Origin of the sequence: Enterococcus quebecensis (genome assembly GCF_001730365.1) — a bacterium.
In the GTDB taxonomy this organism is placed as follows: Bacteria; Bacillota; Bacilli; order Lactobacillales; family Enterococcaceae; genus Enterococcus_L; species Enterococcus_L quebecensis.
Genome location: NZ_MIKB01000001.1, coordinates 326952 through 352981, shown reverse-complemented (window position 1 = coordinate 352981; position 26030 = coordinate 326952). Strand labels below are relative to the sequence as shown.

At 34.9% G+C, this 26030-nt stretch carries 20 protein-coding genes and 1 other annotated feature; of the genes, 18 read left to right on the top strand and 2 right to left on the bottom strand.

Going from position 1 to position 26030, the window contains the following annotated elements; all coding sequences use genetic code 11:
• The first annotated feature begins 305 nt into the window (after positions 1 to 305).
• The 8 genes from pdhA to BCR23_RS01540 all read left to right on the top strand — a co-directional run bounded on the left by pdhA (position 306) and on the right by BCR23_RS01540 (position 8103).
• Positions 306 to 1421, top strand: a complete 1116-nt coding sequence (gene pdhA / locus BCR23_RS01575; protein WP_069633744.1) for a pyruvate dehydrogenase (acetyl-transferring) E1 component subunit alpha — start codon at positions 306 to 308, stop codon at positions 1419 to 1421.
• 2 nt (positions 1422 to 1423) lie between these two features.
• The gene (locus BCR23_RS01570; RefSeq protein WP_069633743.1) at positions 1424 to 2401 is read left to right on the top strand and encodes an alpha-ketoacid dehydrogenase subunit beta; all 978 of its coding nucleotides are present in this window, start codon (positions 1424 to 1426) and stop codon (positions 2399 to 2401) included.
• Between the two features lie 134 nt (positions 2402 to 2535).
• Positions 2536 to 4164: a dihydrolipoyllysine-residue acetyltransferase gene (locus BCR23_RS01565; protein ID WP_069633742.1), complete on the top strand. Its 1629-nt coding sequence runs from the start codon at positions 2536 to 2538 to the stop codon at positions 4162 to 4164.
• Positions 4165 to 4171: 7 nt separating this feature from the next.
• Positions 4172 to 5578, top strand: coding sequence for a dihydrolipoyl dehydrogenase (gene lpdA, locus BCR23_RS01560; RefSeq protein WP_069633741.1), 1407 nt, complete (start codon positions 4172 to 4174; stop codon positions 5576 to 5578).
• 332 nt (positions 5579 to 5910) lie between these two features.
• Positions 5911 to 6585 carry a cytochrome c biogenesis CcdA family protein gene (locus BCR23_RS01555; protein WP_069633740.1) on the top strand — a complete coding sequence of 225 codons (675 nt, stop codon included), beginning with the start codon at positions 5911 to 5913 and terminating at the stop codon, positions 6583 to 6585.
• A 12-nt stretch (positions 6586 to 6597) separates the two neighbouring features.
• Positions 6598 to 7155 (top strand): TlpA family protein disulfide reductase, encoded by a 558-nt coding sequence (locus tag BCR23_RS01550; protein WP_069633739.1) that lies wholly within the window; start codon positions 6598 to 6600, stop codon positions 7153 to 7155.
• 27 nt (positions 7156 to 7182) lie between these two features.
• Entirely contained in the window at positions 7183 to 7608 is a 426-nt protein-coding gene (locus BCR23_RS01545) for a hypothetical protein (protein WP_069633738.1), read from the top strand.
• A gap of 36 nt (positions 7609 to 7644) precedes the next feature.
• Positions 7645 to 8103, top strand: coding sequence for a hypothetical protein (locus BCR23_RS01540; protein WP_069633737.1), 459 nt, complete (start codon positions 7645 to 7647; stop codon positions 8101 to 8103).
• A gap of 138 nt (positions 8104 to 8241) precedes the next feature.
• On the opposite strand, the gene BCR23_RS01535 is transcribed toward BCR23_RS01540, so the two are convergent.
• Positions 8242 to 8556 (bottom strand): YerC/YecD family TrpR-related protein, encoded by a 315-nt coding sequence (locus tag BCR23_RS01535; protein ID WP_069633736.1) that lies wholly within the window; start codon positions 8554 to 8556, stop codon positions 8242 to 8244.
• Between the two features lie 1016 nt (positions 8557 to 9572).
• Here BCR23_RS01535 and BCR23_RS01530 point away from each other — a divergent pair.
• The 8 genes from BCR23_RS01530 to BCR23_RS01490 all read left to right on the top strand — a co-directional run bounded on the left by BCR23_RS01530 (position 9573) and on the right by BCR23_RS01490 (position 20605).
• Positions 9573 to 10664, top strand: coding sequence for a tyrosine-type recombinase/integrase (locus BCR23_RS01530; protein ID WP_069633735.1), 1092 nt, complete (start codon positions 9573 to 9575; stop codon positions 10662 to 10664).
• 1079 nt (positions 10665 to 11743) lie between these two features.
• Positions 11744 to 12397 carry a hypothetical protein gene (locus BCR23_RS01520; protein ID WP_069633733.1) on the top strand — a complete coding sequence of 218 codons (654 nt, stop codon included), beginning with the start codon at positions 11744 to 11746 and terminating at the stop codon, positions 12395 to 12397.
• 35 nt (positions 12398 to 12432) lie between these two features.
• Positions 12433 to 13530: a WxLIP family cell surface protein gene (locus BCR23_RS01515; RefSeq protein ID WP_069633732.1), complete on the top strand. Its 1098-nt coding sequence runs from the start codon at positions 12433 to 12435 to the stop codon at positions 13528 to 13530.
• A gap of 2 nt (positions 13531 to 13532) precedes the next feature.
• Positions 13533 to 13850: a hypothetical protein gene (locus BCR23_RS01510; protein WP_069633731.1), complete on the top strand. Its 318-nt coding sequence runs from the start codon at positions 13533 to 13535 to the stop codon at positions 13848 to 13850.
• Positions 13851 to 13862: 12 nt separating this feature from the next.
• Positions 13863 to 14084 (top strand): hypothetical protein, encoded by a 222-nt coding sequence (locus tag BCR23_RS14880; protein WP_069633730.1) that lies wholly within the window; start codon positions 13863 to 13865, stop codon positions 14082 to 14084.
• An 89-nt stretch (positions 14085 to 14173) separates the two neighbouring features.
• Positions 14174 to 14905 (top strand): hypothetical protein, encoded by a 732-nt coding sequence (locus BCR23_RS01500; RefSeq protein ID WP_069633729.1) that lies wholly within the window; start codon positions 14174 to 14176, stop codon positions 14903 to 14905.
• A 137-nt stretch (positions 14906 to 15042) separates the two neighbouring features.
• Positions 15043 to 16095 (top strand): WxLIP family cell surface protein, encoded by a 1053-nt coding sequence (locus tag BCR23_RS01495; protein WP_420809719.1) that lies wholly within the window; start codon positions 15043 to 15045, stop codon positions 16093 to 16095.
• 187 nt (positions 16096 to 16282) lie between these two features.
• The gene (locus tag BCR23_RS01490; protein ID WP_069633727.1) at positions 16283 to 20605 is read left to right on the top strand and encodes a MucBP domain-containing protein; all 4323 of its coding nucleotides are present in this window, start codon (positions 16283 to 16285) and stop codon (positions 20603 to 20605) included.
• 111 nt (positions 20606 to 20716) lie between these two features.
• Here the strand turns inward: BCR23_RS01490 and tyrS are convergent, their stop codons facing one another.
• Complete coding sequence (gene tyrS / locus BCR23_RS01485) at positions 20717 to 21985, bottom strand: tyrosine--tRNA ligase (RefSeq protein ID WP_069633726.1); 1269 nt, start codon at positions 21983 to 21985, stop codon at positions 20717 to 20719.
• A 52-nt stretch (positions 21986 to 22037) separates the two neighbouring features.
• Positions 22038 to 22240: a binding site (T-box leader), on the bottom strand.
• 384 nt (positions 22241 to 22624) lie between these two features.
• On the opposite strand from tyrS, the gene tyrP reads away from it, so the two are divergent.
• Positions 22625 to 24031, top strand: coding sequence for a tyrosine-tyramine antiporter (tyrP, locus tag BCR23_RS01480; protein WP_069633725.1), 1407 nt, complete (start codon positions 22625 to 22627; stop codon positions 24029 to 24031).
• 64 nt (positions 24032 to 24095) lie between these two features.
• Positions 24096 to 25949 carry a tyrosine decarboxylase gene (tdc, locus tag BCR23_RS01475; RefSeq protein ID WP_069633724.1) on the top strand — a complete coding sequence of 618 codons (1854 nt, stop codon included), beginning with the start codon at positions 24096 to 24098 and terminating at the stop codon, positions 25947 to 25949.
• Positions 25950 to 26030 lie beyond the last annotated feature (81 nt).

Here is a 26030-nt window from a genome sequence, read left to right as displayed (position 1 = left end):
GCCGACTGACAATTTATCTGTAGCATAACAATGATTCGGCTGACTATAACAGAGTAATGTCAAAAGATATGATCAGGAACTCTTTTTGTAAAACGGTTTCTTGTTTGTGATTTTAATCACTAACCTTTGGTACGAAAGGTTTCGAGTATTTTAATCAAATTTAAAGAAATACTAACTTTTTACTTGCTCTTTTACTTGTTTAGTGATAATTTGTAAGTGTAGTCGATAAAAAGTAATACAGTTTTCATCGCTGTTTTATTTTTATTCGAAAAAAAGAAACGTAACAGAGAGGATTGTGTGACAAAATGGCAAAGGCAAAGAAACAAAAACCTATTGACTTTAATGCACTTATGGAAAAAGTCGACGCTGATTTCCCAACATTTAAAATTTTAGATAAAGATGGGAAAATCGTAAACAAAGACGCAGTACCAGATTTATCAGATGACGAATTAGTTGAGTTAATGACTCGTATGGTTTGGTCACGTGTATTAGACCAACGTTCAACTGCATTGAACCGTCAAGGACGTCTAGGATTCTTCGCACCAACAGCTGGACAAGAAGCAAGCCAATTAGCAAGTCAATTTGCTATGGAAAAAGAAGATTACCTATTACCAGGTTACCGTGATGTACCTCAATTAGTTCAACATGGTTTACCATTAACAGAGGCATTTTTATGGTCTCGTGGACACGTAGCGGGTAACCACTATGCGCCAGAATTAAATGCATTACCACCACAAATCATCATTGGTGCGCAATACATCCAAGCAGCTGGTGTTGCTTTAGGGATGAAAAAACGCGGTAAGAAAAACGTAGTCTTCACTTATACTGGTGATGGCGGTTCTTCACAAGGTGATTTCTATGAAGCAATCAACTTTGCAGGTGCCTATCATGCAAACGGCGTGTTCATCATCCAAAACAATGGTTTTGCGATTTCAACACCTCGTGAAAAACAAACAGCAGCTAAAACATTAGCACAAAAAGCTGTAGCAGCAGGAATCCCAGGAATCGTTGTTGACGGAATGGATCCATTAGCAGTTTATGCAATTGCTAAAGAAGCTCGTGAGTGGTCTGCAGCAGGAAATGGTCCTGTTCTAATCGAAACATTAACTTACCGTTATGGTCCACATACATTATCAGGTGATGATCCAACACGTTACCGTTCAAAAGATATGGATGACGAATGGGTACAAAAAGATCCATTAATCCGTTTCCGTAAATATCTAGAAGCAAAAGGATTATGGACAGAAGAAAAAGAAAACCAAATCATTGAACAAACTAAAGAAGAAATCAAAGTAGCAATTGCAGAAGCAGACAAAGTTCCAAAACAAAAAGTTTCTGATTTCTTGAAAAACATGTTTGAAGTTCAACCTCAAAATATTAAAGAACAAATTGCGTTCTACGAAGCGAAGGAGTCGAAATAATCATGGCACAAAAAACAATGATCCAAGCAATTACAGATGCCTTAGCTCTAGAAATAGAGAAAGACGAAAACGTCTTGGTCTTCGGTGAAGACGTTGGTCAAAACGGCGGAGTTTTCCGTGCAACTGAAGGTTTACAAGAAAAATTTGGCGAAGACCGTGTCTTCGATACTCCATTAGCAGAATCTGGAATCGGTGGTTTAGCTTTCGGTTTAGCTTTAGAAGGTTACCGTCCAGTTCCTGAAATCCAATTCTTTGGATTCGTATTTGAAGTATTTGACGAAATCGTAGGTCAAATGGCTCGTACTCGTTACCGTATGGGTGGAACACGTAACATGCCTATTACTGTTCGTGCACCTTTTGGTGGTGGTGTGCATACACCAGAACTTCACTCAGATAACTTAGAAGGATTGATTGCTCAATCTCCTGGTATCCGTGTTGTTATCCCGTCAAATCCATATGATGCAAAAGGACTATTGATTTCTGCAATCAGAAGCAATGACCCTGTTGTTTATTTAGAACACATGAAACTATACCGTTCATTCCGTGAGGAAGTGCCAGATGAATCTTACGAAGTACCTTTAGATAAAGCTGCTGTTACTCGTGAGGGTACAGATGTTTCTATCATCACTTACGGTGCAATGGTTCGTGAAGCAATTAAAGCTGCTGACAACTTAGCGAAAGACAATATTTCTGTTGAAATCATTGACTTACGTACTGTGGCTCCTTTAGATGTTGAAACAATCATTCAATCAGTTGAGAAAACTGGCCGTGTCGTTGTTGTTCAAGAAGCTCAAAAACAAGCTGGCGTTGGCGCTATGGTTGTTTCTGAAATTTCTGAACGTGCAGTATTATCATTAGAAGCACCAATTGGCCGTGTATCTGCTCCAGATACAATCTTCCCATTTGGTCAAGCAGAAAACATTTGGTTGCCAAATGCTAAAGATATCGAAGCGAAAGCTAGAGAAATCGCAGAATTTTAATTAACAGCTGAATAAATTTGCTTTAAACAGCATGCCTAAATTTTCACGTAATTTTTTACGTGGAAATTTAGAGCTGTTGTTTTCCGCAATTTGCGAGTTAGACAGATACGATAAAGGAAGGGAAGGCTTAAAAAATGGCTTATCAGTTTAAATTACCAGATATTGGTGAAGGTATTGCAGAAGGCGAAATCGTAAAATGGTTTGTAAAAGCTGGCGATACAATTAATGAAGACGATACACTATTAGAAGTTCAAAACGATAAATCTGTAGAAGAGATTCCATCTCCAGTTACAGGAACAGTTAAATCAATCGTAGTACCAGAAGGCACAGTAGCAAACGTTGGAGATGTATTGATCGAAATCGATGCACCAGGACATCCTGAAAACGACGCTGCACCAGCTGCTCCTGCACAAGAACAAACACCTGCTCAACCTGCAGCAGCTCCAGTAGCAGATAATGGCGGCGGTGTTTTCCAATTCAAATTACCAGATATCGGTGAAGGTATTGCAGAAGGCGAAATCGTAAAATGGTTCGTTAAATCAGGCGATACAATCAATGAAGATGATACTTTATTAGAAGTTCAAAACGATAAATCTGTTGAAGAAATTCCTTCACCAGTTACCGGAACAGTTAAAAATATTGTTGTACCAGAAGGTACAGTAGCAAATGTTGGAGATGTATTAATTGAAATCGATGCACCAGGACACAACTCTGCACCAGCATCAGCTCCAGCAACAAGCGCTCCTGCTCAAACAGAACAAGCAGCTCCTGCACCAGCAGCATCAACTGGCGTTGTAGCAGCAGCTAACCCAAATAAACGTGTTTTGGCTATGCCATCAGTACGTCAATTTGCTCGTGAAAAAGATGTAGATATCACACAAGTTACTCCAACTGGCAAAGGCGGACGTGTAACAAAAGCGGATATTGAAAGCTTTATTTCAGGCGGCGGACAAGCAGCAGCTCCAGCGCAAGCTGAACAAACTGCAGCAACACCAGCAGCAACTGAAGCTACAGCAGCACCAAAAGCTCCTGCTAAACCATTTGTTTCTGATTTAGGCGAAGCTGAAACTCGTGAAAAAATGACTCCAACTCGTAAAGCAATTGCTAAAGCGATGGTTAACAGTAAACACACTGCACCACACGTTACATTGCATGATGAAGTTGAAGTATCTAAATTATGGGATCACCGTAAGAAATTTAAAGATGTTGCAGCAGCTAATGGTACTAAATTAACATTCTTACCATACGTTGTTAAAGCATTAACTGCAACTGTTCAAAAATTCCCAGTCTTGAATGCATCAATTGATGACGCAGCACAAGAAATCGTTTATAAAAACTACTACAACATTGGTATCGCAACTGATACTGATCATGGTTTATATGTACCAAACGTTAAAAATGCGAATACTAAGAGCATGTTTGCAATCGCTGATGAAATCAACGAAAAAGCAGCTCTTGCAATTGAAGGTAAATTAACTGCTCAAGATATGCGTGATGGTTCTATCACAATCAGTAATATTGGTTCAGTCGGCGGAGGCTGGTTCACACCAGTTATCAACTACCCTGAAGTTGCGATTTTAGGTGTTGGTACAATCGCTACACAACCAGTTGTAAATGCAGATGGTGAAATCGTTGTTGGTCGTGTGATGAAACTTTCAATGAGTTTTGATCACCGTATCGTTGATGGAGCAACAGCTCAAAAAGCAATGAACAACATTAAGCGTTTATTAGCTGATCCAGAATTACTATTAATGGAAGGATGATTATCAGATGGTAGTAGGAGATTTCGCCATTGAATTAGATACAGTCGTAATTGGTTCAGGCCCTGGAGGATACGTTGCAGCGATTCGTGCTGCTGAAATGGGTCAAAAAGTTGCGATTATTGAACGCGAGTTTATCGGCGGTGTATGTTTAAACGTTGGATGTATTCCTTCTAAAGCATTGATCGCAGCTGGACATCATTACCAAGAATCACTAGACTCAACAATGTTTGGTGTAACAGCTAAAGGTGTAGAGCTAGACTTTACGAAAACACAAGAATGGAAAGATAACAAAGTTGTTAATACGTTAACAAGCGGTGTTGGATTCCTTCTAAAAAAACATAAAATCGAAATTATTGAAGGTGAAGCTTTCTTCGTTGATGAAAATACATTACGTGTAATTCATCCAGATTCAGCTCAAACATATTCATTCAATAATGCGATCGTAGCAACTGGTTCTCGTCCAATTGAAATCCCAGGATTTAAATTTGGCGGACGTGTCTTAGATTCAACAGGTGGTTTGAACTTGAAAGAAGTACCTAAGAAATTTGTTATCATTGGTGGCGGAGTTATCGGTGCAGAATTAGGTGGCGCATATGCTAACTTAGGTTCTGAAGTGACAATTTTAGAAGGTAGTCCTTCAATTTTACCAACATATGAAAAAGACATGGTTAAACTAGTTACAGATGACTTCAAGAAGAAAAATGTAACTGTTGTAACAAAAGCGATGGCTAAAGAAGCAATCGACAATGGCGACAGCGTAACTGTAAAATATGAAGTAGACGGCAAAGAAGAATCAGTTACTGCTGACTATGTAATGGTAACAGTTGGACGTCGTCCAAACACTGATGATCTTGGTTTAGAGCAAGCAGGTGTTGAAGTTGGCGAACGTGGTTTAGTCAAAGTTGACAAACAAGGCAGAACAAACGTATCAAACATCTTTGCTATCGGAGATATCGTACCGGGTGCTGCTCTTGCTCATAAAGCAAGCTATGAAGCTAAAATTGCTGCTGAAGCAATTTCTGGTAAAAAAGTAGAAGTAGACTACAAAGCAATGCCTGCTGTAGCCTTCACTGATCCAGAATTAGCAAGTGTTGGTATGACAATTGCTGAAGCTAAAGAAGCGGGATTAGAAGCAACTGCTTACAAATTCCCATTCGCTGGTAACGGTCGTGCGATCTCTTTAGGTAAAACTGAAGGATTTGTACGTTTGGTTACTACTAACGAAGATAACGTTATTATCGGAGCACAAATTGGCGGAGTTGGCGCAAGTGATATGATTTCTGAATTATCATTAGCTGTTGAATCTGGTATGAATGCAGAAGATATCGCATTAACGATCCATCCACACCCATCTTTAGGGGAAATTACTATGGATGCTTCTGAATTGGCTTTAGGTTTGCCAATTCATATTTAAATAGCATATTTGTCACACAAAGAAAGACCGAGCTGGCCAGGCTCGGTTTTTTGTTTGCAATTTTATATAAGGTGTTATTTTATTCGATTAAAAATTTTGTTTGATAGGAGGGATTTTCAAAAGAAAAATAAAAAAAACATATATATCATTGGGGGATCAGCTAGAAAGAAAAATATAGTAACATTTCATTTTACAAATAAAAATGATAACCGATTGTAATGTTAAATCTATTTAAATGACACACGGATATGTTAATATTTTGGTGTTCTAGTTTTTAAATAGATAGAAGTGTAGAGAATTTAAAATTCTTTTGAAAGGATCTTATACCAATTATGTTTTCTTTTATTCTTTTTTTGGAAGGTGTACTTACATTTATTTCCCCATGTATCTTACCTTTGCTCCCGGTGTATATCACCTACTTTTTAGGGTCAAATAACGAGAAAAGTAAAATTGATTCACTAATGAGGATTTTTTCATTTATTGGTGGTTTTTCATTCATATTTATTGTAATGGGAATGCTTGCTAGCTATATTAACCAATACTTGATTTTATACCGTACAGAAATACAGTTGGTCACAGGGATACTAGTTATATTTGCTGGACTTAAAATGACTGAGTTGATTCGCTTGCCGAATTTACCGCGTTTGCTTCCTAGTATTCAACATTCTGGAAAGATTGCTTCACGTTTTTCATTATTTTTATTTGGTGTTATTTTTGCCATTGGTTGGTCTCCATGTTTAGGTACTTTTTTAGGTACAGCTTTGCTGATTGCTTCACAGCATGGTACGGTTCTTATGGGGGGATGGCTTTTATTTATTTATTCTATGGGGTTAGCTCTTCCATTTATCCTGTGTACTCTTTTTATTGATTCTTTTAAAGGAGTATTTGCTGCGATAAAGAAAAATTACAAGTTAATAAATCTGATTTCGGGATTATTGTTAATCGTTGTTGGAATTTTTATGATGACAGGCTGGATCAATTATTTGCAATTGTTTGTACCACGTTAGGAGGGAACCAAGTTGAAAAAGAAATCTATTTTTTTGCTTCTTAGTTTAATTGCATTGCTAAGCGCTAGTTTTTTCATGTATACAAAATTAAAGTCGAATACTGACATTAATATGAGTGTTGAACCAGATTCACAGGATATGCCTATCAATAAAATTACTGAGGATGCCTTTAATATTTCCTTTCAAGACGCTGAAGGAAAAGAATTGAAGCTTTCTGAATTTAAAGGGAAACCCATTGTTCTTAATTTTTGGGCGAGTTGGTGTCCACCTTGTAGACAAGAAATGCCAATGTTTCAAAAAGCCTTTGATTCAGATACTAATGTACAATACTTGTTGATTAATCAAACAGATGGTTATCGAGAAACAAAGCAAAAAGCACAAGAATTTATGACCAATGAAAAACTTACTATGCCACTTTATATTGATGAAACGGGTGACAGTATGATGAAATATGGGCTTAATGCATTACCAATGACTGTTTTTATTGATGCTGATGGCGTAATACAAGGAAAGTCATTGGGTGCTTTAAATGAGTCTAGTTTTAAAAATTATTTAGAGAGAATTAAATAAACGGCATGTTGGAGAGGTAGAATTTTTATGAGAAAAATTACTCGAAATCTTATTCTATTGAATGTTGTTGTTTGGATTTCTGCGGCTTGTGTTTATTTTATTACGATGAAGAGAGAACAGTCTTTTTTGAGAAATAACGAGCAATTGATTACAGAAATGGTTTCTTTTCGAACCTATGATGAGTACAAGGAGAGAGAATCTTATCTTGCAACAAAAATGACTGACTCGGTCTTAGATCAGGTTTGCCCGATTGTTCAAGTAAGTAAAGAACCTCCGAAAATTATTATTGATGATATGAAAACAATTCATTCGAATTTTCAAAAAAATAAAATTGAAATTGTTGTTTCTTTTAATATGAGTATAAATAAGTTACCAAATCGACCTACTAAACTCAAAGCGGTATATACAAAAAATAAAGATAAATGGCTCATGAGCCATTATAATTACGTTTAAGGACAATGGGTTTAAACAAAAGAAAAGAGGTAAGGTATGAAGAAAAAATATTTTCTTATATCGAGTATTATTTTAATAATGTTAGGAATTAGCTTTTTGCAATATTCTTCTTCTGCAGCGGATAAAAAGAAAGATGCGATAGAAGAATTCAAAAAGTACAACGAAACCCTTGTCTATGATATTTTTTACTACTCTCCTGATATATCGAATGAAGAAAAGCGGGTAAGCTTAAAAAAAAGGATGGATACAAAACTAGTAGATTCTATGTGTCCTCCAATTCCGCAGATAAGTAAGCCTGCTGCACAACCTGTAAATGAGCTTATAGATATGAAGACAGAAGAAATCAAAAATAGTTCTGATGGGCAAAGAAAAGTGACTACTACATTTACGATTAAAACACCTGAAGGATCAAAATTTCCGCAAAAAGTGGAAGCAGAGTATAAAGAAAAAAATGATAAATGGATTATGCAAACGATTCAACCGATAGCTAAATAATAAAAATCATCCGTTATGATAGAATTCAGTCGAAAATTTAATTCTATTAACGGATGTTTTTTTTATTTAGTTTTAAAGTTAGAAGATAAAAAACGTTAAAAATTAATTTTTAACGTTTTTTTCGATTCTATAAATAGTTTAATGATGGAGTTCTTCTTCGTTTTGTTCATCGATTCTATGAACCATTTCTAATAGCCCATCGTTTCCTTCATCAAGTATTCTTTTAACTCTAGAGATAGTCGTTGTACTGCTGCCTGTGGCTTCGGAAATATCACTGTATGTTTTGTTTAATAATAATAGTTTAGCAACTTCAAAGCGTTGAATTAACGATTCTAGTTCTTTTAAAGTCATTAAGTCATCAAAATAGTTATAACAATCTTCTAGTGTTTCTAAAGCTAATAAAGAGCGGAAAAATTCATCGCCATGGCCGTCTTGTATTTTTTCGATTTTCATAAGTTCCTCCTTATTGTATAAGTAAAAGCATTCTGCATCGCTACAGTAAATGGAAGCAACTTTCCTTTGGTTCACCTTGTATCAATCATCGAACATCAACTATCAACTTTGATTTAGTTGTGCTTTTTGTCACAAGAAAATTTTGTTTTTTACGAAATAATAATTTACAAAGCGACTATTGAATCGTTATTTCAATAGTAAGGATAACTACAAGCATTTTCCATTATAAAACTATTTTGTATTTTGTCCAGTATATTGAATAAAGAAAGTGTAAAAAAATCTATTTTTAAAAAGTGATTAAAGAAAAAGAGCAACGGAATATATCGTCTTAGATGTTACTGGATAAGGAAATATTTTTTGTATTAGGAATGATCTGATAAAAAATCTTAAATCGCTTTTAGTGTTTGCAAGAATAAATTTAAAAAGATCGGAAGATCAATCTCGAATCATCTGTTGATAGTTTATGACCAAATGAATGAAGCGACATAAATCAATCATTTCTAGCACGGAATTAACGAAAAATGCTATGAGGAGGAAGGGCGAAAAAACTTTTTTTAAATAGTTTTTTGTATTCTACTTTTTTCATAAAAAGGATAAATAAAAAATGTTTTTGACACTTGAATTTTATTGTTTATGAATTGCCTAAATGCATATAGTTGTCATTGGAGATAGTTTTTAGAGGAGGAGACTACGACTGTTAAAGAAAATATAAGAAGTGAAAGAAATAGACGATAGAAGGTCTAGGAATTGAATTATTTACTTCGAAATTTTTTTCCTCTTTATTTTAATCTGATTTCTTGTTATATTAACAAATGAGAAAATTGTGAAATAAATGTGAGATAAACGTTTATTGTTCGATAATATAATGTTTTTGGGTGTTTGTCAACATCGCATTATAATTTTGTTTGTATTTATTTGGTTATAATTTGTTTTTTATTTGTTTAAAATAGGTGATTTGTTGAATAATTCATTTGCCGTCAAATTGCCGTCAAAATAGAGAGAAAGGAGAGAGATTTATGGTTAGAAAAGGAGAAAATATTTATAAAAGAAAAGATGGTCGTTGGGAAGGGCGATATATAAAAGGTAGGAAGGAAGATGGGGGTGCGATATATGGATACATATATAATAAAAAGTATATGCCTCTTAAAGAAAAACTATTAACAATGAAAGCTTTGCACGCACATAACTATACATTTAAAACGATTGTTTATCAAGGAACCCTTACTGAGTGGGCTACTTGTTGGTTAACTGAAATACAAGGACACTTAAAGCCTAGTACATGTGCGAGTTATACAAATAAAATGGCAACACATATCCTTCCTTTTTTGGGGAAGATGCCACTGAAAGCAATCACAACGAACAATTTAAATGAATGGGTTAAAGACTTAGAAAAGCATTTGTCCCCAAACTCTGTAAGGATCATCTTTCAAGTATTGATGTCTTGTTACACCGCTGCTGTGAAAAGAGAATTGATTACAGACAATCCTTGTAAAAATGTTGTTTTACCTAAGAAAACACCGAATAATATAAAGGCAATTACATCAGAACAACAAAAAATACTAAAGGAAAAAGCGGCTTCTCACCCCAAAGGATTAGCAGTTTTATTGGCTCTAGAAACTGGAATGAGGATTGGGGAAATAGCTGGACTAAAGTGGGAAGATATTGATTTTTCAACGAATATCCTTACCGTTCAACGGACGATTCAACGAATTCAAGTGGTAAATGAGAGAAATGTGAAAACGAAAATTATTGAGGGTACACCAAAAAGCGTGGCGTCTAAACGAACCATCCCCCTGTCTAACAAACTGATCCAACTTTTGACTAAAGGAAAACAACAAAGTAGGGGGCCTTTTGTTTTAGGAGATGATAAGCCCGCAGAGCCCCGTCTTATAACGAATTGGCTAAAAAAAATATGTCAGAGTTTGGATGTTACAGCGATTCGCTTTCATCAACTTAGACATAGCTTTGCGACTAGGTGCTTGGAAAAAGGGGTGAACATAGCAACAATTAGTGCGCTCTTAGGTCATCATTCTACCAAAATGACACTGGATATTTATATCAGTGCTTTTATGACTGAAAAAAGAAAAGCAATTCAATTAATTAGTTAGACTATCCACTTTCCAAAAATCATATAGTTTGGAAGTGATAGTCTTTTTCGTTATTTTCATTTAACGATCGTTAAAAAGTTTTTTTATGGTTCGCTTATTCATGTAGACGAATCGTAGCGGATTCTCGTTAGAAATTGAGTGTAGAGCAAGCCGTCAAGTTATCCGTCAAACCTATCATGAATTGTTTATTTAGCTAGGTTTGGAGAGCTTTTTCTGGTTTGTTAATAAAACGAGAAAATAAATGAGAAAACAATTGATATAGGAGGGAGCCATATGAAAAGTAAAATTGTTCCATTACATATTTAGAAATGATTCTGAATAGAATGACAACATACGTTTATTGCTAAAAAAACTCTTAATGAACACTGTTACTCATTAATTGAAATTACAAAAAAACAAATAGGCCTATTGGATGGTTTAAGTATCAACGTGGAGAAATCTTGTATTATGACAAGGTATTCCAATAATTGATATGTAAGACAACTATTCCTTAGTTTGTTTGGATTGTTTATGGAAAAAATAGAATCAAAATAGATGAAACTTTTTCCTCAAATGAGTAAAAAGTCAGTTACAGAAATTGTCCTATATGACCAAGGAGTCGAGACCTTAAGAATAGTCATAGAAAATGCGATCAATTAATTATAAGAACTATTTATTGAAAAGCATGAGGACGAAAAGAGAGTCTGTTGAGTACTTTTTAGATGCAATAAAATTATGTTTAGTTATTCGTAAAAAAAGAATACCACTAACAAGAAAAGAATTCAAAATTATTGAGCTATTATATGAAAATATGGTTAACATTGCGATTTATCGTGAGATTAATGAAGTCATCTACGGTAATTAATCGAAGAAATCAAGGGGAAAATACAGAGTAATAAACTTTATTTTTCATATTAGGAATAAACGGATAAAAGGTTAAGTTATCACTTATTAAATATAGAGAAGAAAATTCACGATAATCGTGTATTAAGGAAAATACATGAGACGTTGGGTGCTATGAGCTGTTTTTATACCGAGAAGTTTAAGTAAGTATGTGAAAAAATCTAAGAGATTATACAAAGAAATGGATGGCTGAATGTGTGAGAGATAAAAAGAATTATTATCAAAAATATAGAAGGTATTATATTTGGGAAGGCTTACTCTTAAGTGGATGGGGCATCAACTTTATGTTCTTTTCAAAATTTTATGAGCATGCGGTATTTTATATTGATAAAAAAGACAAGTTTATTATTCAGTTATTATTTTTAATGAATTACTATTTACAGGATATCCTGAAGTACTTGTTGATTGGGTTTGTATTGATGACATTGAATGTACTTCTGGTTTTGATGTTTTACATCCAAAATAAACGAGGAGACATCAAGAAAAAAGAAATGAACGGATCAATGATTGCTTTTTTATTGGGTATCATAGTTAACGGAATAGCTTTGATGAGAACGATCATTTGGCCGCTGTTTTTAGTACTGTTCATCGCTTCATTGACTATTGTTTATATTATATATGTCATTACAACTTATTTATATGAGGATAAGGATGAGTTTTATGAAGATAATGAACAGGTCAAAATAGAGGCTCACTTTCAAACTAAAGAAGATGCTGAAAAGTATGCTAAAGAATTTATGGCTCATTGGAACGATTATTTTGAAAAGAAAGGTTATCGCTTAGTGAATCACGTGAAATATGATGGGAAAAATCAATGGCATGTGGAATTTGTCGTGCAATCGATGAAATAAGAATAAATATTTAGTAGTTAGGAGAAACGTTGTCCATGAAAAAGATTAGTGTTATTTATGCCTCACTCTTGTGCCTCATTTCGATATTTTTTTTTGTAGATCGAGTGATGGCTAGAGATGATGAGAATAATTTAGGGTATACGGTGACATTAGTTCAATCAAATACTCAGATAGATCCCAACAAAAGCTATTTTTATGTAAAAACAACTCCAGGAGAAGCACAGACATTAGAAGTAAGAATCAAAAGTACTAAAAAAGACCCTGTGCACATAAAAATTTATGGAACAAATGCAATTACAGGAGACGGTGGAACAATTGAATATAGTGATGATAAAACTTACTATGATGCAACGTTAAAAGATCCGATCACTTCGATGATTCAAGTTCAAACACCAGACCTAACGATAGGTAACTATGAAGAAAAGACAGTGGAAATTCAATTAACCCCGCCAAAAGAAATGTATGATGGGGTAAAAATGGGAGCAATCATATTTGCTTTAGATCAAGAACAAAAAGAGAAAAGCGGTGTCTCTACAGAATTTTCTTATCGTGTTGGAGTAATTACGGCAGAGTCAGGGGATGAATTTAATAATGCTCAAATATTGAATTTAAACTCTGTGAAAGCATCAATCAAACGTGGGAAGAAAATGGTTTTAGCTAAGTTGCAAAATCCTGAACCAAAGGTGCTGGAAAATGTAAGCATCGTGGCAACTATGACGAAAAAAGATACAGCGGAAGTTGTTAAAAGGAAGTCGGTAGAAAATTATAGCATGGCTCCCAATAGTGTTTTTGATTTTGAAATGGATTGGGGAATTGCAGCATTACCTTCAGGAACCTATAACTTAAAATTAGATGCATCCAATGACTATCAGGAATGGCAGTTAAGTAAAGAATTTATAATTACTAACGAACAGGCTAAAAAGATGAATGAAGAAAGTGTCTTTAAAATTATTACCCCTGATTGGATCAAAGGAACAACAATTTTCTTGATTGCGGTGAATGGTTTAATTATGCTAACGATTCTTTTTAGACGAAAGAACTGGGAAAAACAATGGAAGAAGATTAGAATAGCCAAAAGAAAAAAACAAGGGACACCCAAACGAAAAAAAATCAGTAGAAAAGATGGTGAATAAGGATGAAAAACCAGTACTTTCTTTGGTCGTTAATTCTTCTGATCTATGTATGTTTCGCTAGTGTTAGTTCAACAACTTATGCTTTAGCTGAAAAAGAAAGGACTGAGACAGGGATTTCCTTTGATCAGTTTGTTGAACCAGAAAAAAACAAACCACCTATATATGAAACAAAATCAATAGCTTATCCAAATACGAGTGGTGCTCTTCCTCATTTGGGACAGATGATGACATCATTTCTCCTATTGTTAGTAGGTATTGGCTGCTTGATTGTATTTGTAGGTGTTATCAGTTTACGTAAAGTGTACAACATAACTATATAGGAGGAGAATAAGATCGATTATTTGTGGGTATATATATTAGGAGGAATTACCTCTAGTTCGCTGTTGTTTTTTCTAGTAACACTTTCAAGGGATGTTTTTTTAGTAAGAAAACTAAGAAAAAAAAGACTTGATTTAGCGATTAATTTCAGTCTGTTAATAGTATCTATTGCAAGCTTATCTTTGATTATTTATTTATTTGTCTTATTAAAAGATCAAATCAAGCTAATTGGATAATTATATGAGAAGTGTTTTATTCTGTGAACAATTTATAACAGTAACTGTCGCCGATTTTATTTACGCTAAATAAGAAAGGGGATTAAATTTTGAAAAAAATACTATTTACAACATTACTTGCTTCATCGGCATTACTGATTTTTGCAAAACCTGCGAATGCAGAAGAAGTAGGAACTGAGCAAACAGATTTGGGGATTCGTTTTGATACTGATGGTCCTGTAAAACCTGGGCCTGGACCGTTTAAAGATAACTTAGCAATGGTCTGGACACCATCTAAATTTGATTTTGGACGTCAATCAGCAACAGCGAATATTGCTACATACAGCAATAAGGTAGTCGGGGATCAGTATGTTGTCGTGAATGATGACAGACAAGGAACTGAAACAAGCGGTGAAGGTGGAGAAGGGACAAAAGTTGTTACAACATCTGCTTGGAAAATGACAGCAACACTCTCTAAATTAGTTTCTAAAGATAGCTCGGCTACAGAATTGCCATCAAAACTAACGTTTACTTTAGGTGATGCGCAATCTTACAATATTGGTGAAGTTGATCCAGGTACAAATGATTTTTTACCAAATCCGGTTGCAGGCAATCTAGGAGCACTAGCTGATCCTAATAACATCGCTGTTAACAAAAGTGTAACGTTAGAAGCTGGAAACACAACTGCGACAAATATCATTTCAAAAACAAAAGCAGATGCTGTTAAAGGTGGTTTCGCTACAAAGTTAACGGATACTAAATTAACTGTTACTACAGGTAAAGGTGTTTCTGGTAAAGCATTTAAAGCTAGTGTTAACTGGAGTCTTGACAACACATACTAAGAAATAGTTTGGTAGTGTGTTGATACTAAATAAGTGAGTAGGTTGGTTGACAGTTATTGTTATAAATTGTTCACAGAATTGTCTATATGATACGGAGTCAAGAAGTTGTTTTTATAAAGAGAAGGAGGAATAGACGGGTGAAGGTAAAAAAAACGTGTGCATATTTAGCACTGCTATTCTTTTGTTTTATGCTGTTCTGTAATCCCAATAAAACTTTTGCTAAACAAGATGAAACAAATTTGATTGGTGGCTTATCTTATGAGGTTTTATATCCTGAGAATCAGACGAACAAGAACCTAGGTTACTTTGATCTTACGATGAAACCAGGACAAAGACAAAAAGTTTTCCTAAAACTCTACAATTCAATAGCAAAAGAGCTAACAGTTGAAATACGCTTAAACGCTGCAAAAACCAATAATATTGGTAAAGTAGAATATGGAGCCAATCAATTACCAAAAGATGCCTCTTTGACAACTGACTTCACAACCATCGTCAATGGTCCCGAAAAAGTGGTGATTCCTGCCACAAGTAGTAAGCAAGTTGACTTGCTGATTTCTTTACCCGAGTCAACTGCTGATAGCTTGATAGCAGGAGGTATCCAAATGCAGCTGGCAGTGGATAACTCAGAAAATGTTCAAGGGAAAAAAGATGTTGTGGTTAACGAATTTGCTTTTTTAATTGGGATGTTATTAAGAGTCGGTGATACTAGCAACATAAAACCGGAGTTAAAACTAAATAAAACATACATAGCCTTTAAGGATAGAAAAAGTCATTTCTTTGTCAATATTTCAAATATTCAACCTGTATATCTGGAAGGGATGGATATTGATATTTTAGTAAGGAAAGCCAATAAACAAAAAGTGTTATTTGAATACGAAAAAAAAGAGATGCGAATGGCACCGAACTCGATGATTGATTTTCCTGTTGATTTAACCGATAAGGGGTTAGCTGCAGGAAGGTATTCAGCTCAGATCCAGATTTCTTCAAAAAGTGGTGGGAAGTGGTCATGGACAGAAGATTTTGAGGTTAATACATTGGAAGCCAAGAGTCTTAATAAACAGTTAGAAAACAAAGCGAATAGTAAGTGGGTATTTCAGTTATTGATCGTAATCTTTTTTGTTAGCTTTGTTGTTTTCGGTTTAAGTTTTAAAGTGATAAAAAGCCAAGGAACTACTCGTAAAAGAACGTAGCTAATCTTAAATACCTGAAATTAAAACATCACTAAAAATTAGTCTCATCTTGTGTAGTACCTCTACTCAGTGAATGATTATCCTAAACAATGGCTAGATTCAGCTAAAGTGGTAGCGATGTAAAGGGGGTGGTTGGAAAAGCGAGAACTTGTTAAGTGATTAAAAATAAAAAAGAAAGGAGAAGAAAGTGAATCGCAAAAAAAAGAAAAAAAGCTTCATTAAAAATACAATAATTCGTTATTGTATTGGGGGAAGTATACTTAGCGTTTTTTTTATACTGACTTTATTTACTATAGTTAATCCAATATTGGCAAAACCTGAGATTAAAGTAAAACAGCAATTTAAACAGCTGAAGGACAAAGATTCTGAAGTGAGTATAGAAAAAAGTGGAAAAGTAGTAGAGAAAAATAAACAGTTGGTTAAGGTGTTAGAACCTGTTGAAAACGCTGAAGGCTTAAAAGCTATACCTAAAATATTGACCATGAAACAAAATGAAAAATTTCCAGATCTCAACAATGAAGCTGATCTTACCAAACTCTTTTCTGAGCGGATTATACCCCACCCGGAACAGGGTGCTTTATATGCCTATGTAAATGCAGATGGTTCACCTGCTAAAACAAGTGCTGAGCGAATAGGGTTTCAAACGATTTATGTAGAAATTACTGAAAGATACAACCTAACCAGTATCCGAGTACCGATACCAGTGACCGTTAAGGATAGTGACACCTCTTTATTGTTAGATAATCAAGTGGCGCTTCAAACGGATAATATTAGTGGAAAAATTATTTTGTATCCAGCAGAAACAGCGAACAAAACACAAGAGCAAATACAACAATTAGTAAAAATGAAATCAAATGCGCGAGCTTGGACTACCGAAGATGGTACAGAAGTTCCGGTAAACGTCATTAAAACAACGATTTCAGGAACTTCTGTAGGTGCGTACAAGGCTGATTTTGAAGTTTCGCTAGAATCTGGTGGTGAGTTGCAAAAAGCTTCTGTTCAAAAAGATGTGATTGTATTTGGGGCTGATCCGCAGAGTTTCGTTGCTGTTGCTCAAAACGCTATACTATCGTTAGGAACGAACCCAACCAATTTATTTACGAAGTTTCAAGCATTATATTATGCAGATGCGACGGATGCCAATTACCAGTTTGTCAATGAAAATGGTAAAGTATTGGAACAATTTGATACTAGTACTGCGGGATTTCATTGGGCCTATGTAAAAATGACAGATAAAAAGAATGAAAGTGTCACAACGACGCTTAAAGTACCAATTAATGTGACTAATAAAGATACCACCTCCCTTTTAACAAATAAAGTGATGATTAAATCAAATACTGAAGTAGTGCTTTATCCTGATGAAACCAAAGGGAAAAACACAAGTGAACTACTTACACTGATTCAATCAAAGTCTGATTCAAGTGCTTGGGATATGAGCACAGGTGAAGAACTTTCTGTATCATTTACTGAAACAACAGCGGCTAATAATTCAGTCGGGGAATACAGAGCAACTATCGAAGTAAATTTGGATGGGGCATCAGCGACTACCACACGGACTGTTATTGTTTTTGGTGCAGAGTTGAAATCTCCGTATTATTTTAAAGTTGGACTGAACAAAGAGTTAGCAATGGGAACAAATGCTGGGAATATTTTTTCGAAATATCAATCTTTTAGCGACAATGATGCCACTAGTTCTACTTATGAATGGGTCAAAAATCAGGCTGGAGATCCCACTGAACCATTTGATACTTTTGATACCAGTAAATTAGGGTTTAATTGGGGATATATTAAAATGACTGATAAGAGGAACCAAATTATATCAACAGTGATCCCAATACCCATTACAGTGATCTCAGATGATAAAACGGCAGATAATCAAACGGTTATTTTAAATTCAAAAGTAGGGATGAGTTTTAATAGTTTACGGTTTTTAAATGTAAGTGAAGTTAAGGGAAAAACAAATGGACAAATTATTCAATTACTAACACAAAAAATAGAAGCAAAAGCGTGGGAAGTAACCTCAGGAAAAATGTTAGAGACAAGAGTTACTAAAACAACAATCATTAATTCCAGCAGGGGCCTGAAAAAAGTGACGCTTGCAGCTACTTTAGGTAATCAAGTACTAAACTATACGCTTGACACGTCAGTACTTCCTGATCAAATATTTGAAAATGAAAGCATGTCAGGGTGGCAAGACGTTCGCTTAAATTCTAATGACGGATTTATTACTAATCCGCTAAATCAATCTAAGATCGGTTTTCCAAGTAGAGGACTTTCTACAAACGACTTGAAAAGTGAATTAGGATTTATTGTCAAAGACAAGGGGGACAGAGGATATGTTCACTCGGGAAACGTAACAGATATTCCAGGTGTGAATAATGGTGTTTTGTATGGAGGGGCTTGGGATAGAATCAATGGAATTGGTCGGAATGATATTATTTCAAATTTCTCATCTAAATACTTTCTGCGAAAAGAAAAAAAGTTAAAAGAAATTTTAATAGATGAAAAAAATCAGATTATTTTTGTATACAATCTATCTTTACATCGAAATTTGAATTTTTCAGTCAAATTGGATATGTATAATGTTTCTAATCAAACGAAGAGTTTTTCAATGTTAGAAAGTGTAGACACAAATTATTATGATGATTATGTGACGATTTATTCTTTGGGAAATAACAGCGGATTTTATATGCAACCTAAACAAGAGAACAAATTTAGCATTAAGTTAAAAGATTCTCGAGGAAATTGGTTATCAGAATATAGAAAATATATGGTCGGAAATTATAACTTGATTGGTGTTCAAAATGGAAGGAATTATTTCACTAACTCATTTGCTGCTTTGGGATTTGAGAAGAAAAATTACGCTGAAGGAACCGTTCTTGCGTCGGGTGTTGATTCGGCCTATCAATTAGGTGCATCATGGAAAAGTATTGCCCCAGACAAAGCCTTTAAAACAGGTTATGAGGTTTTTGCAGGAGAAGAGATTCCATATATGCAACTAAAAGCTGATCCAGAGGTTTTTAATGTTTATAACGATTATATGGATGATGCCAAGACGAATATTAAATTAAGTAAGATTGTTACGGAGTCTGTTCAGGGGACTATCTATGTAACTTATCCAAATGGTGAAGAAGGTACAATGCCATTTACCTCTAATCAACAAAAAGAATTCAAAGGTATATTATCAATATCAAGGAATAAACTCCCAGAAAAGCTTAATGAAGAATTAGGAACAATCAGAGAGTATGATCTCCCAGTCATAGCGATTACTGAGTCAAAAGGAGCATATGAAGGTTTGCCGTCACAAGATTATGTTTTAAAACTTAATGTTTACAATCTTGGAGCAAAAGCTGTTCCGCAAATAGTTAAAAAAGGTGCTACGTTCAATAAAAAAGCTTCAGATGTTCTTGAAGATGTTGTTATACTACCGGGACATACTGCTTCGTATGAGTACGAAGGAGAGATGCCAGATACGTCAACGACGGGTTTAAAAAGCGTGATGGTGCGTATGACGGATAAAAATGAACAAGACAAAAGTGTATTGATCAAAATTCCAGTTCAAGTAATAGATGGCACAGTGCCTTCTACTGGGCTTTATATAGCTGCAAATAACTTTAAAAGTAGACCTGATCCTTTCCAAAATTTGACAACAAGTGAAATCAATCAATTGATTCTTGAAAAATCTGAGGCTGTCGCCTGGGATGTTGCTGCAGGTTCAAGTAAAGGAGTAGATCTTTCTGTGGAATCAACCACATTAACTTCGAATCCTGTACAAGGGAACTATAAAGCAACGTTAAAAGCGATAAAAGGTTCCGTGATACTGAGAAAAACGATTACTATCGTTATTCAAAGCAATCAAAAAGTGAATGTTACCTTTGTGGATGAAATCGGAGAGGCATTACATGATCCTATTACTTTTGATAAAATTATTGGAACAACGATCGATTTAACGGAAGAAAAAGAAGTGCAACAAGTCTTTCAATCTATTCTGGACAAAAACTATCAACTAGTGAAAAAACCAGAAAATGAGACCAAAATCCCAGTCACAAGTGAAGAAAGTACTGTTCAATATCAATTTAAAGGAATGTTGTTCGTACAATCTTCCCCTAAATTCTTGAATTTTGGGCGTAAGACTTTAGGAATTCCATTTATAAAAGTCGAAAAAGCGAAATATGACAAACCATTGATTGTTTGGGACAATCGTAAAAGTACTAGTGCTTGGAATCTAACGGCGACTCTGAAAAAACCATTAACTAGCCAAGAAGATCCAAGTAAAATTCTTCCATCTGCGATCCGATATAAAATTAGTGATTCAGAAACAGTAGTTCTGTCAGAAAATGTCTCACAATCAGTAGCAGAAAGAACACATGATACTAAAGGACAATACAATGTAAGTAATGAGTGGGATAAAAATGAATCAGGCTTGATATTAGAAGTACCGTCTGGAGAAGTTTTACAGCCAGGAGGCTATAGGGCAACGATTCTATGGCAAGTAGAGCAAACGCCTTAATAATAAGAAATAAAAGTAAATGAAAAAGTTTCGCCCCAATTCAATAATAGGGGCGAAACTTTTTCATTTGTGTTAATAATTTTTAATGTGTTTATTTTAAGAAGACTATTCTTACTTAGAAAGTAACTTCACTAAAGTGTATTGTTTTTTACCTTTTCTCACAATAATGAATTTTCCATCAAAACTATCCTCTGCAGTAACTACAAAGTCCAATTCCTTAATACGATCACCATTGATTGAAATCGCACCATTTGAAATATCTTCTCTAGCTTGTCTTTTAGAAGGTTCAATACCTAATTCAATCAGCCAATCTACAAGATTTTGATCAAGCGTCCCTGTTTCAACGGTAGGCATATTTTTAAAGCCTTCTTCAATTTGTTTAGCAGTAAGGTTTTTTACATTTCCTGAAAATAAAGCTTCTGAAATAGCTAAAGCATCATTTAGATCTGCTTCACTATGAACGAATTTCGTCATTTCTGCCGCTAATACTCGTTGAGCTTCGCGTAAGTGTGGTTCTGTTTGTACTTTGACTTCTAAAGCATCAATTTCTTCTTTTGTTAAGAAAGTAAAGAATTTTAAGTATTTGATTACATCACGGTCATCTTGGTTTACCCAGAATTGGTAGAATTCGTATGGCGTTGTTTTTTCTGGATCTAACCAAACGGCACCGCCAGCTGTTTTCCCAAATTTCGTTCCATCTGCTTTTAGCATCAACGGAATCGTTAAACCAAATGCTTTTGCATCTGCGCCTTCTTTTTTACGAATCAAATCTAGACCTGCGGTGATATTCCCCCATTGATCTGCTCCGCCAATTTGCATACGAACGTTATTATTTTGGAATAAGTGTAAAAAGTCCATAGATTGTAAAATTTGGTAAGTAAATTCTGTAAATGAAATCCCTGTTTCTAAACGGCTTGCTACGATATCTTTGGCAAGCATAGTATTTATATTAAAGAATTTTCCGTAATCTCTTAAGAAATCTAAAAGAGTAAGATTATGCGTCCAGTCGTAGTTATTCACTAAAGTTAATGTATTATCTGTATCAACTGCAAATAATTTTTCCATTTGTCTTGTTAAAGAATCAACATTATGTTGGACTGTTTCCATTGTTTGTAGTTGACGTTCTGTTGTGCGCCCACTAGGATCACCGATTGTTCCTGTTGCTCCACCGATTAAAATAAACGGATGGTGTCCAAATGCTTGAAATCTTTTTAACATCATAAAAGGAATTAAGTGTCCGATATGCATACTGTCTCCTGTTGGATCGACACCGCAATATAATGAAATGCTCTCGGTTTCAACATATTCGCGTAAACCTTCGCTATCTGTTTGTTGATTGATGGCGCCACGCCATTCTAATTCATCAATAATGTTTGTCATGTTTCTTCTTCCTTTCTTTTAAGAAAATAAAAACGCCCCATAGGCTGTTAGCCTATGGGACGAACTTCTCCGTGTTACCACCCAAATTGTATATGAATGATCATATACCTCTCAAATCTGTATCGTAGATAGACGCCCACTTACGGTGAGAAACTAAAAGTGTAATTCACAAAAAATGTATATGCCAACTCACACTTAACGTTGGCTCTCTGAAATAGGGACATCTTTGCTACTTCGCTTTATTAACGTTTGATATGTTATTTTGTAGTCATTCTACGACAAATAGAGGAACTTGTCAAATTCTTCTTTTTTCTTTTTATTATTTTTAAATGAAGTATTTCTCATTTAAGCATCCTTCATTTTAATCTAGGTTATTTGAAAGATAGAAGGACTCAAAATGATTTCTAACAATTGAAAACACACCTTTTACAAAACAGCTGTTTTAACTCTTTTTTTATACCTAAACACTTTAGTACAGTGACGCGTTGACACGCTATATAGAGTATAAAAATGTTAAATACCGAGCTTTTTTTTTAATTCTGCTCTTTTTGACTTGGACATGAAAGGTACCTATACTTTGAATGTGATTTCACATGTGGGAAACAAAAAATAAATATAATCAGGAGGTCAAAAAGAAGTATGAATAAGAAATTATCATTATTTGGATTAATTGGAATTACAATGGCCTTTTTTGGAACGGTTCGTAGTGTTCCAACATTAGCATCAACAGGATGGGCACAAATTTTTTATATGGTGATTGCAGCTTGTTGTTTTGCTTTACCAATTGCCTTAATTTCAGCTGAGCTATCGACTGGTTGGCCAGAAGAAGGTGGTCCCCAAGTTTGGGTACGAAATGCGTTTGGTGAAAAATGGGGTTTTGTTACTTCATGGTTATTATGGGTACAAATGTTTTTTGGAATGGTTATGGTTGCTTCAACTGTAGGTGTATTACTAGGTTATGTGATTGATCGTCCGGATTTAGGACACAATAACTTATTTATTTTTATTATGATATTGATTTCATATTGGGCAATAACCTTACTTAATTTGAAATTTGACATGGTAAAAATAGCTGGTGATTGGGGAGCTGTTATAGGTGTTTACATTCCTTTTGTCGCTTTAGTTGTTTTAGGAATGATGTATATGGCGAAACATGGAATCAACCAAGATAGTTATTTAGGTCATTTTGAAGCGAGTAAATTATTACCTGATTTTAGTGATTTAGGAAGTTTACCAACATTAACAGGTATTATCTTCATTTTTGCTGGAGTTGAAATTTCATCTGTCCATGCAAACAATATTGATAATCCAAAACGCAACTATCCAATTGCGGTGATTGCTTCTGTTTTACTATTGGTTGTTTTCAACTTAGTGGCAGGTTTAAGTGTAGCTGACAGTGTACCAGCTGGAAAAATGGAACTAGCTAATATTACTCAACCATTTGTCATTATGACACAAGATCTTGGCATTCCGGCAATTTTCAATAATATTGTTTCTTTAATGATTTTAGTTGGTGTGTTGGTTCAGTTGAGTGCTTGGGTTTTAGGTCCAAGTAAATCAATGATTAAAGTGGCCGAAGAAGGGAATTTACCACCGTTCTTCCAAAAACGTAATAGCAAAGGAATTCCGATTACATTTGTTATGATCCAAGCAATCGTTATTTCACTTGTTTCATTCTTGTATGTGGTTGTTCCAGATATTAGTGCAGCATTTTTAATTATCACAATTACAACAACTATTCTTTATTGCATCGTGTATCTATTGATTTCACTTTCAGCAATTAAATTACGTTACACAATGCCTGATGCCAAACGTCCATTTAGATTAGGCAGCAAAGGCAATGGTTTGATGTGGTTTGTTTCAGTTCTAGCGATCGTGAGTGTGGTTGTTACGATTCTAGTCAGCTTGATTCCACCAACTTCAGTTCCTCAAAGTGGACATATAGCTTATATTATTTTCCAAGTGGCGGCAACTGTTATTATGATCGGTATTGCATTGTTCATTTATAAGAGAAAGAAACCAGAATGGAAGAAAACAGATAAATAAGAAAGAACGATTAAAACTAAACTTTTCAGCATGATTAATTATGAAATTATTGGAGGAAAATATCATGAAAAATTTCAACACTGACGATACAAACTTAAAAGCATTATTTATAGGTGACAAAGGCGAAAACGTTGATTTATTCAAAGAGCTTTTAAATAAAATGGTCGATGAACATGTTGGCTGGAGACAAAACTATATGCCGCAAGATTTACCTGTTATTACACCACAGGATAGAAGTTCTAAAAGTTTCCAAGAAACAGCTGACAACATGAGAAGTGTGTTCAATGTTTTATCTTCACGTTTACGTACAGAATCATTGCCATGGCATTCAGCTGGACGTTTCTGGGGGCATATGAATGCTGAAACATTGATGCCTTCAATTATTGCCTATACAACTGCAATGCTTTGGAACGGTAATAACGTAGCTTATGAGTCATCACCAGCAACCTCACAAATGGAAGAAGAAGTAGGATTAGAATTTGCTACTTTGATGGGGTATCAAGATGGTTGGGGACATATCGCAGCAGATGGTTCGATCGCCAACTTAGAAGGGTTATGGTATGCCCGTAACATGAAATCATTGCCATTTGCCATTCAAGCAGTTGTACCAGAAATGGTTTCTGGTAAATCAGAATGGGAATTACTAAATATGTCTACAACAGAAATTCTAGATATTTTAGACAAAGTACAAGATAAAATGGATGAAATCAAAGCTCATTCAGCTCGCAGCGGTAAAAACTTAGATAAACTAGGAAAATGGATTGTTCCTCAAACAAAACATTATTCATGGTTAAAAGCCGCAGATATTATCGGTATCGGTTTAGATCAAGTAATTGCTGGTGAAGTAAACAGTGAATACCGTATGGATATTGACAAATTAGAAGCGCAAATCCGTGATTTAGCTGCACAAGGAATTCCAACATTAGGTGTGGTTGGCGTAGTTGGTTCCACAGAAGAAGGTCAAGTTGACCGTATTGATCAAATCATTGCTTTACGCAACAAATTAGCAAAAGAAGGTATTTACTTCTATGTACATGTGGATGCTGCTTATGGTGGTTACGGCCGTTCAATTTTCTTAGATGAAAATGATCAATTTATCGAGTGGGATAAAATTGAAGAAGTTTATGCGAAACATAACATCTTCCAAGAAAAAAATGATTGGTTGACAAGAGAAGTCTATAACTCATTCAAAGCAATCGAAGAAGCAGAATCTGTAACGATCGATCCACATAAGATGGGCTATATTCCATATTCTGCCGGTGGTGTCGTAATCAAAGATATTCGCATGCGTGACGTAATTTCTTACTTTGCAACTTATGTATTTGAAAAAGGTGCAGACATTCCAGCCTTACTTGGTGCTTATATTCTTGAAGGATCAAAAGCAGGTGCTACAGCAGCTGCTGTCTGGACGGCGCATAAAGTATTACCACTAAACGTAACAGGTTACGGTAAATTGATGGGGGCAAGTATCGAAGGAGCCTATCACTTCTATCATTTCATCGACGGATTAGAATTCCAAGTTGGTGATAAGACCATTGAAATTCATGCATTAACAAAACCTGATTTTAATATGGTGGACTATGTGTTTAATGAAAAAGGCAATACAGATCTTGTGAAAATGAACAAATTGAACCATGATTTCTACGACTACGCTTCTTATGCAAAAGGCGGATTGTATAACAATGAATTCATCACATCACATACTGATTTTGCTATCGAAGAATATGGTCACAGCCCATTTGAATTTGTAAACAGCTTAGGGTTCTCTCGTGCTGAATGGGAACGTGCAGATAAAGTAACAATCCTACGTGCAGCAGCAATGTCACCATATATGAATGACAAAGAAGTTTTCGATGAATATGCAGAAAAAATCAAACAAGCAATTCAAGAAAAATTAGAAGCAATTTACGCTGAATAGATAACAATATAAATGTGTCTTTTAGTCAGGATACGTTTAGCAATGAAGAGTGCGAAGAGGGATGAGACAAAAGTAAAACTC

What these genes read in the sequence shown, in the direction of transcription:
- pdhA (WP_069633744.1), top strand. Translation starts at nt 306, where the DNA reads ATGGCAAAGGCAAAGAAACAAAAACCTATTGACTTTAATGCACTTATG.
- BCR23_RS01570 (WP_069633743.1), top strand. Translation starts at nt 1,424, where the DNA reads ATGGCACAAAAAACAATGATCCAAGCAATTACAGATGCCTTAGCTCTA.
- BCR23_RS01565 (WP_069633742.1), top strand. Translation starts at nt 2,536, where the DNA reads ATGGCTTATCAGTTTAAATTACCAGATATTGGTGAAGGTATTGCAGAA.
- lpdA (WP_069633741.1), top strand. Translation starts at nt 4,172, where the DNA reads ATGGTAGTAGGAGATTTCGCCATTGAATTAGATACAGTCGTAATTGGT.
- BCR23_RS01555 (WP_069633740.1), top strand. Translation starts at nt 5,911, where the DNA reads ATGTTTTCTTTTATTCTTTTTTTGGAAGGTGTACTTACATTTATTTCC.
- BCR23_RS01545 (WP_069633738.1), top strand. Translation starts at nt 7,183, where the DNA reads ATGAGAAAAATTACTCGAAATCTTATTCTATTGAATGTTGTTGTTTGG.
- BCR23_RS01540 (WP_069633737.1), top strand. Translation starts at nt 7,645, where the DNA reads ATGAAGAAAAAATATTTTCTTATATCGAGTATTATTTTAATAATGTTA.
- BCR23_RS01535 (WP_069633736.1), bottom strand. Translation starts at nt 8,556, where the DNA reads ATGAAAATCGAAAAAATACAAGACGGCCATGGCGATGAATTTTTCCGC.
- BCR23_RS01530 (WP_069633735.1), top strand. Translation starts at nt 9,573, where the DNA reads ATGGTTAGAAAAGGAGAAAATATTTATAAAAGAAAAGATGGTCGTTGG.
- BCR23_RS01515 (WP_069633732.1), top strand. Translation starts at nt 12,433, where the DNA reads ATGAAAAAGATTAGTGTTATTTATGCCTCACTCTTGTGCCTCATTTCG.
- BCR23_RS01510 (WP_069633731.1), top strand. Translation starts at nt 13,533, where the DNA reads ATGAAAAACCAGTACTTTCTTTGGTCGTTAATTCTTCTGATCTATGTA.
- tyrS (WP_069633726.1), bottom strand. Translation starts at nt 21,985, where the DNA reads ATGACAAACATTATTGATGAATTAGAATGGCGTGGCGCCATCAATCAA.
- tyrP (WP_069633725.1), top strand. Translation starts at nt 22,625, where the DNA reads ATGAATAAGAAATTATCATTATTTGGATTAATTGGAATTACAATGGCC.
- tdc (WP_069633724.1), top strand. Translation starts at nt 24,096, where the DNA reads ATGAAAAATTTCAACACTGACGATACAAACTTAAAAGCATTATTTATA.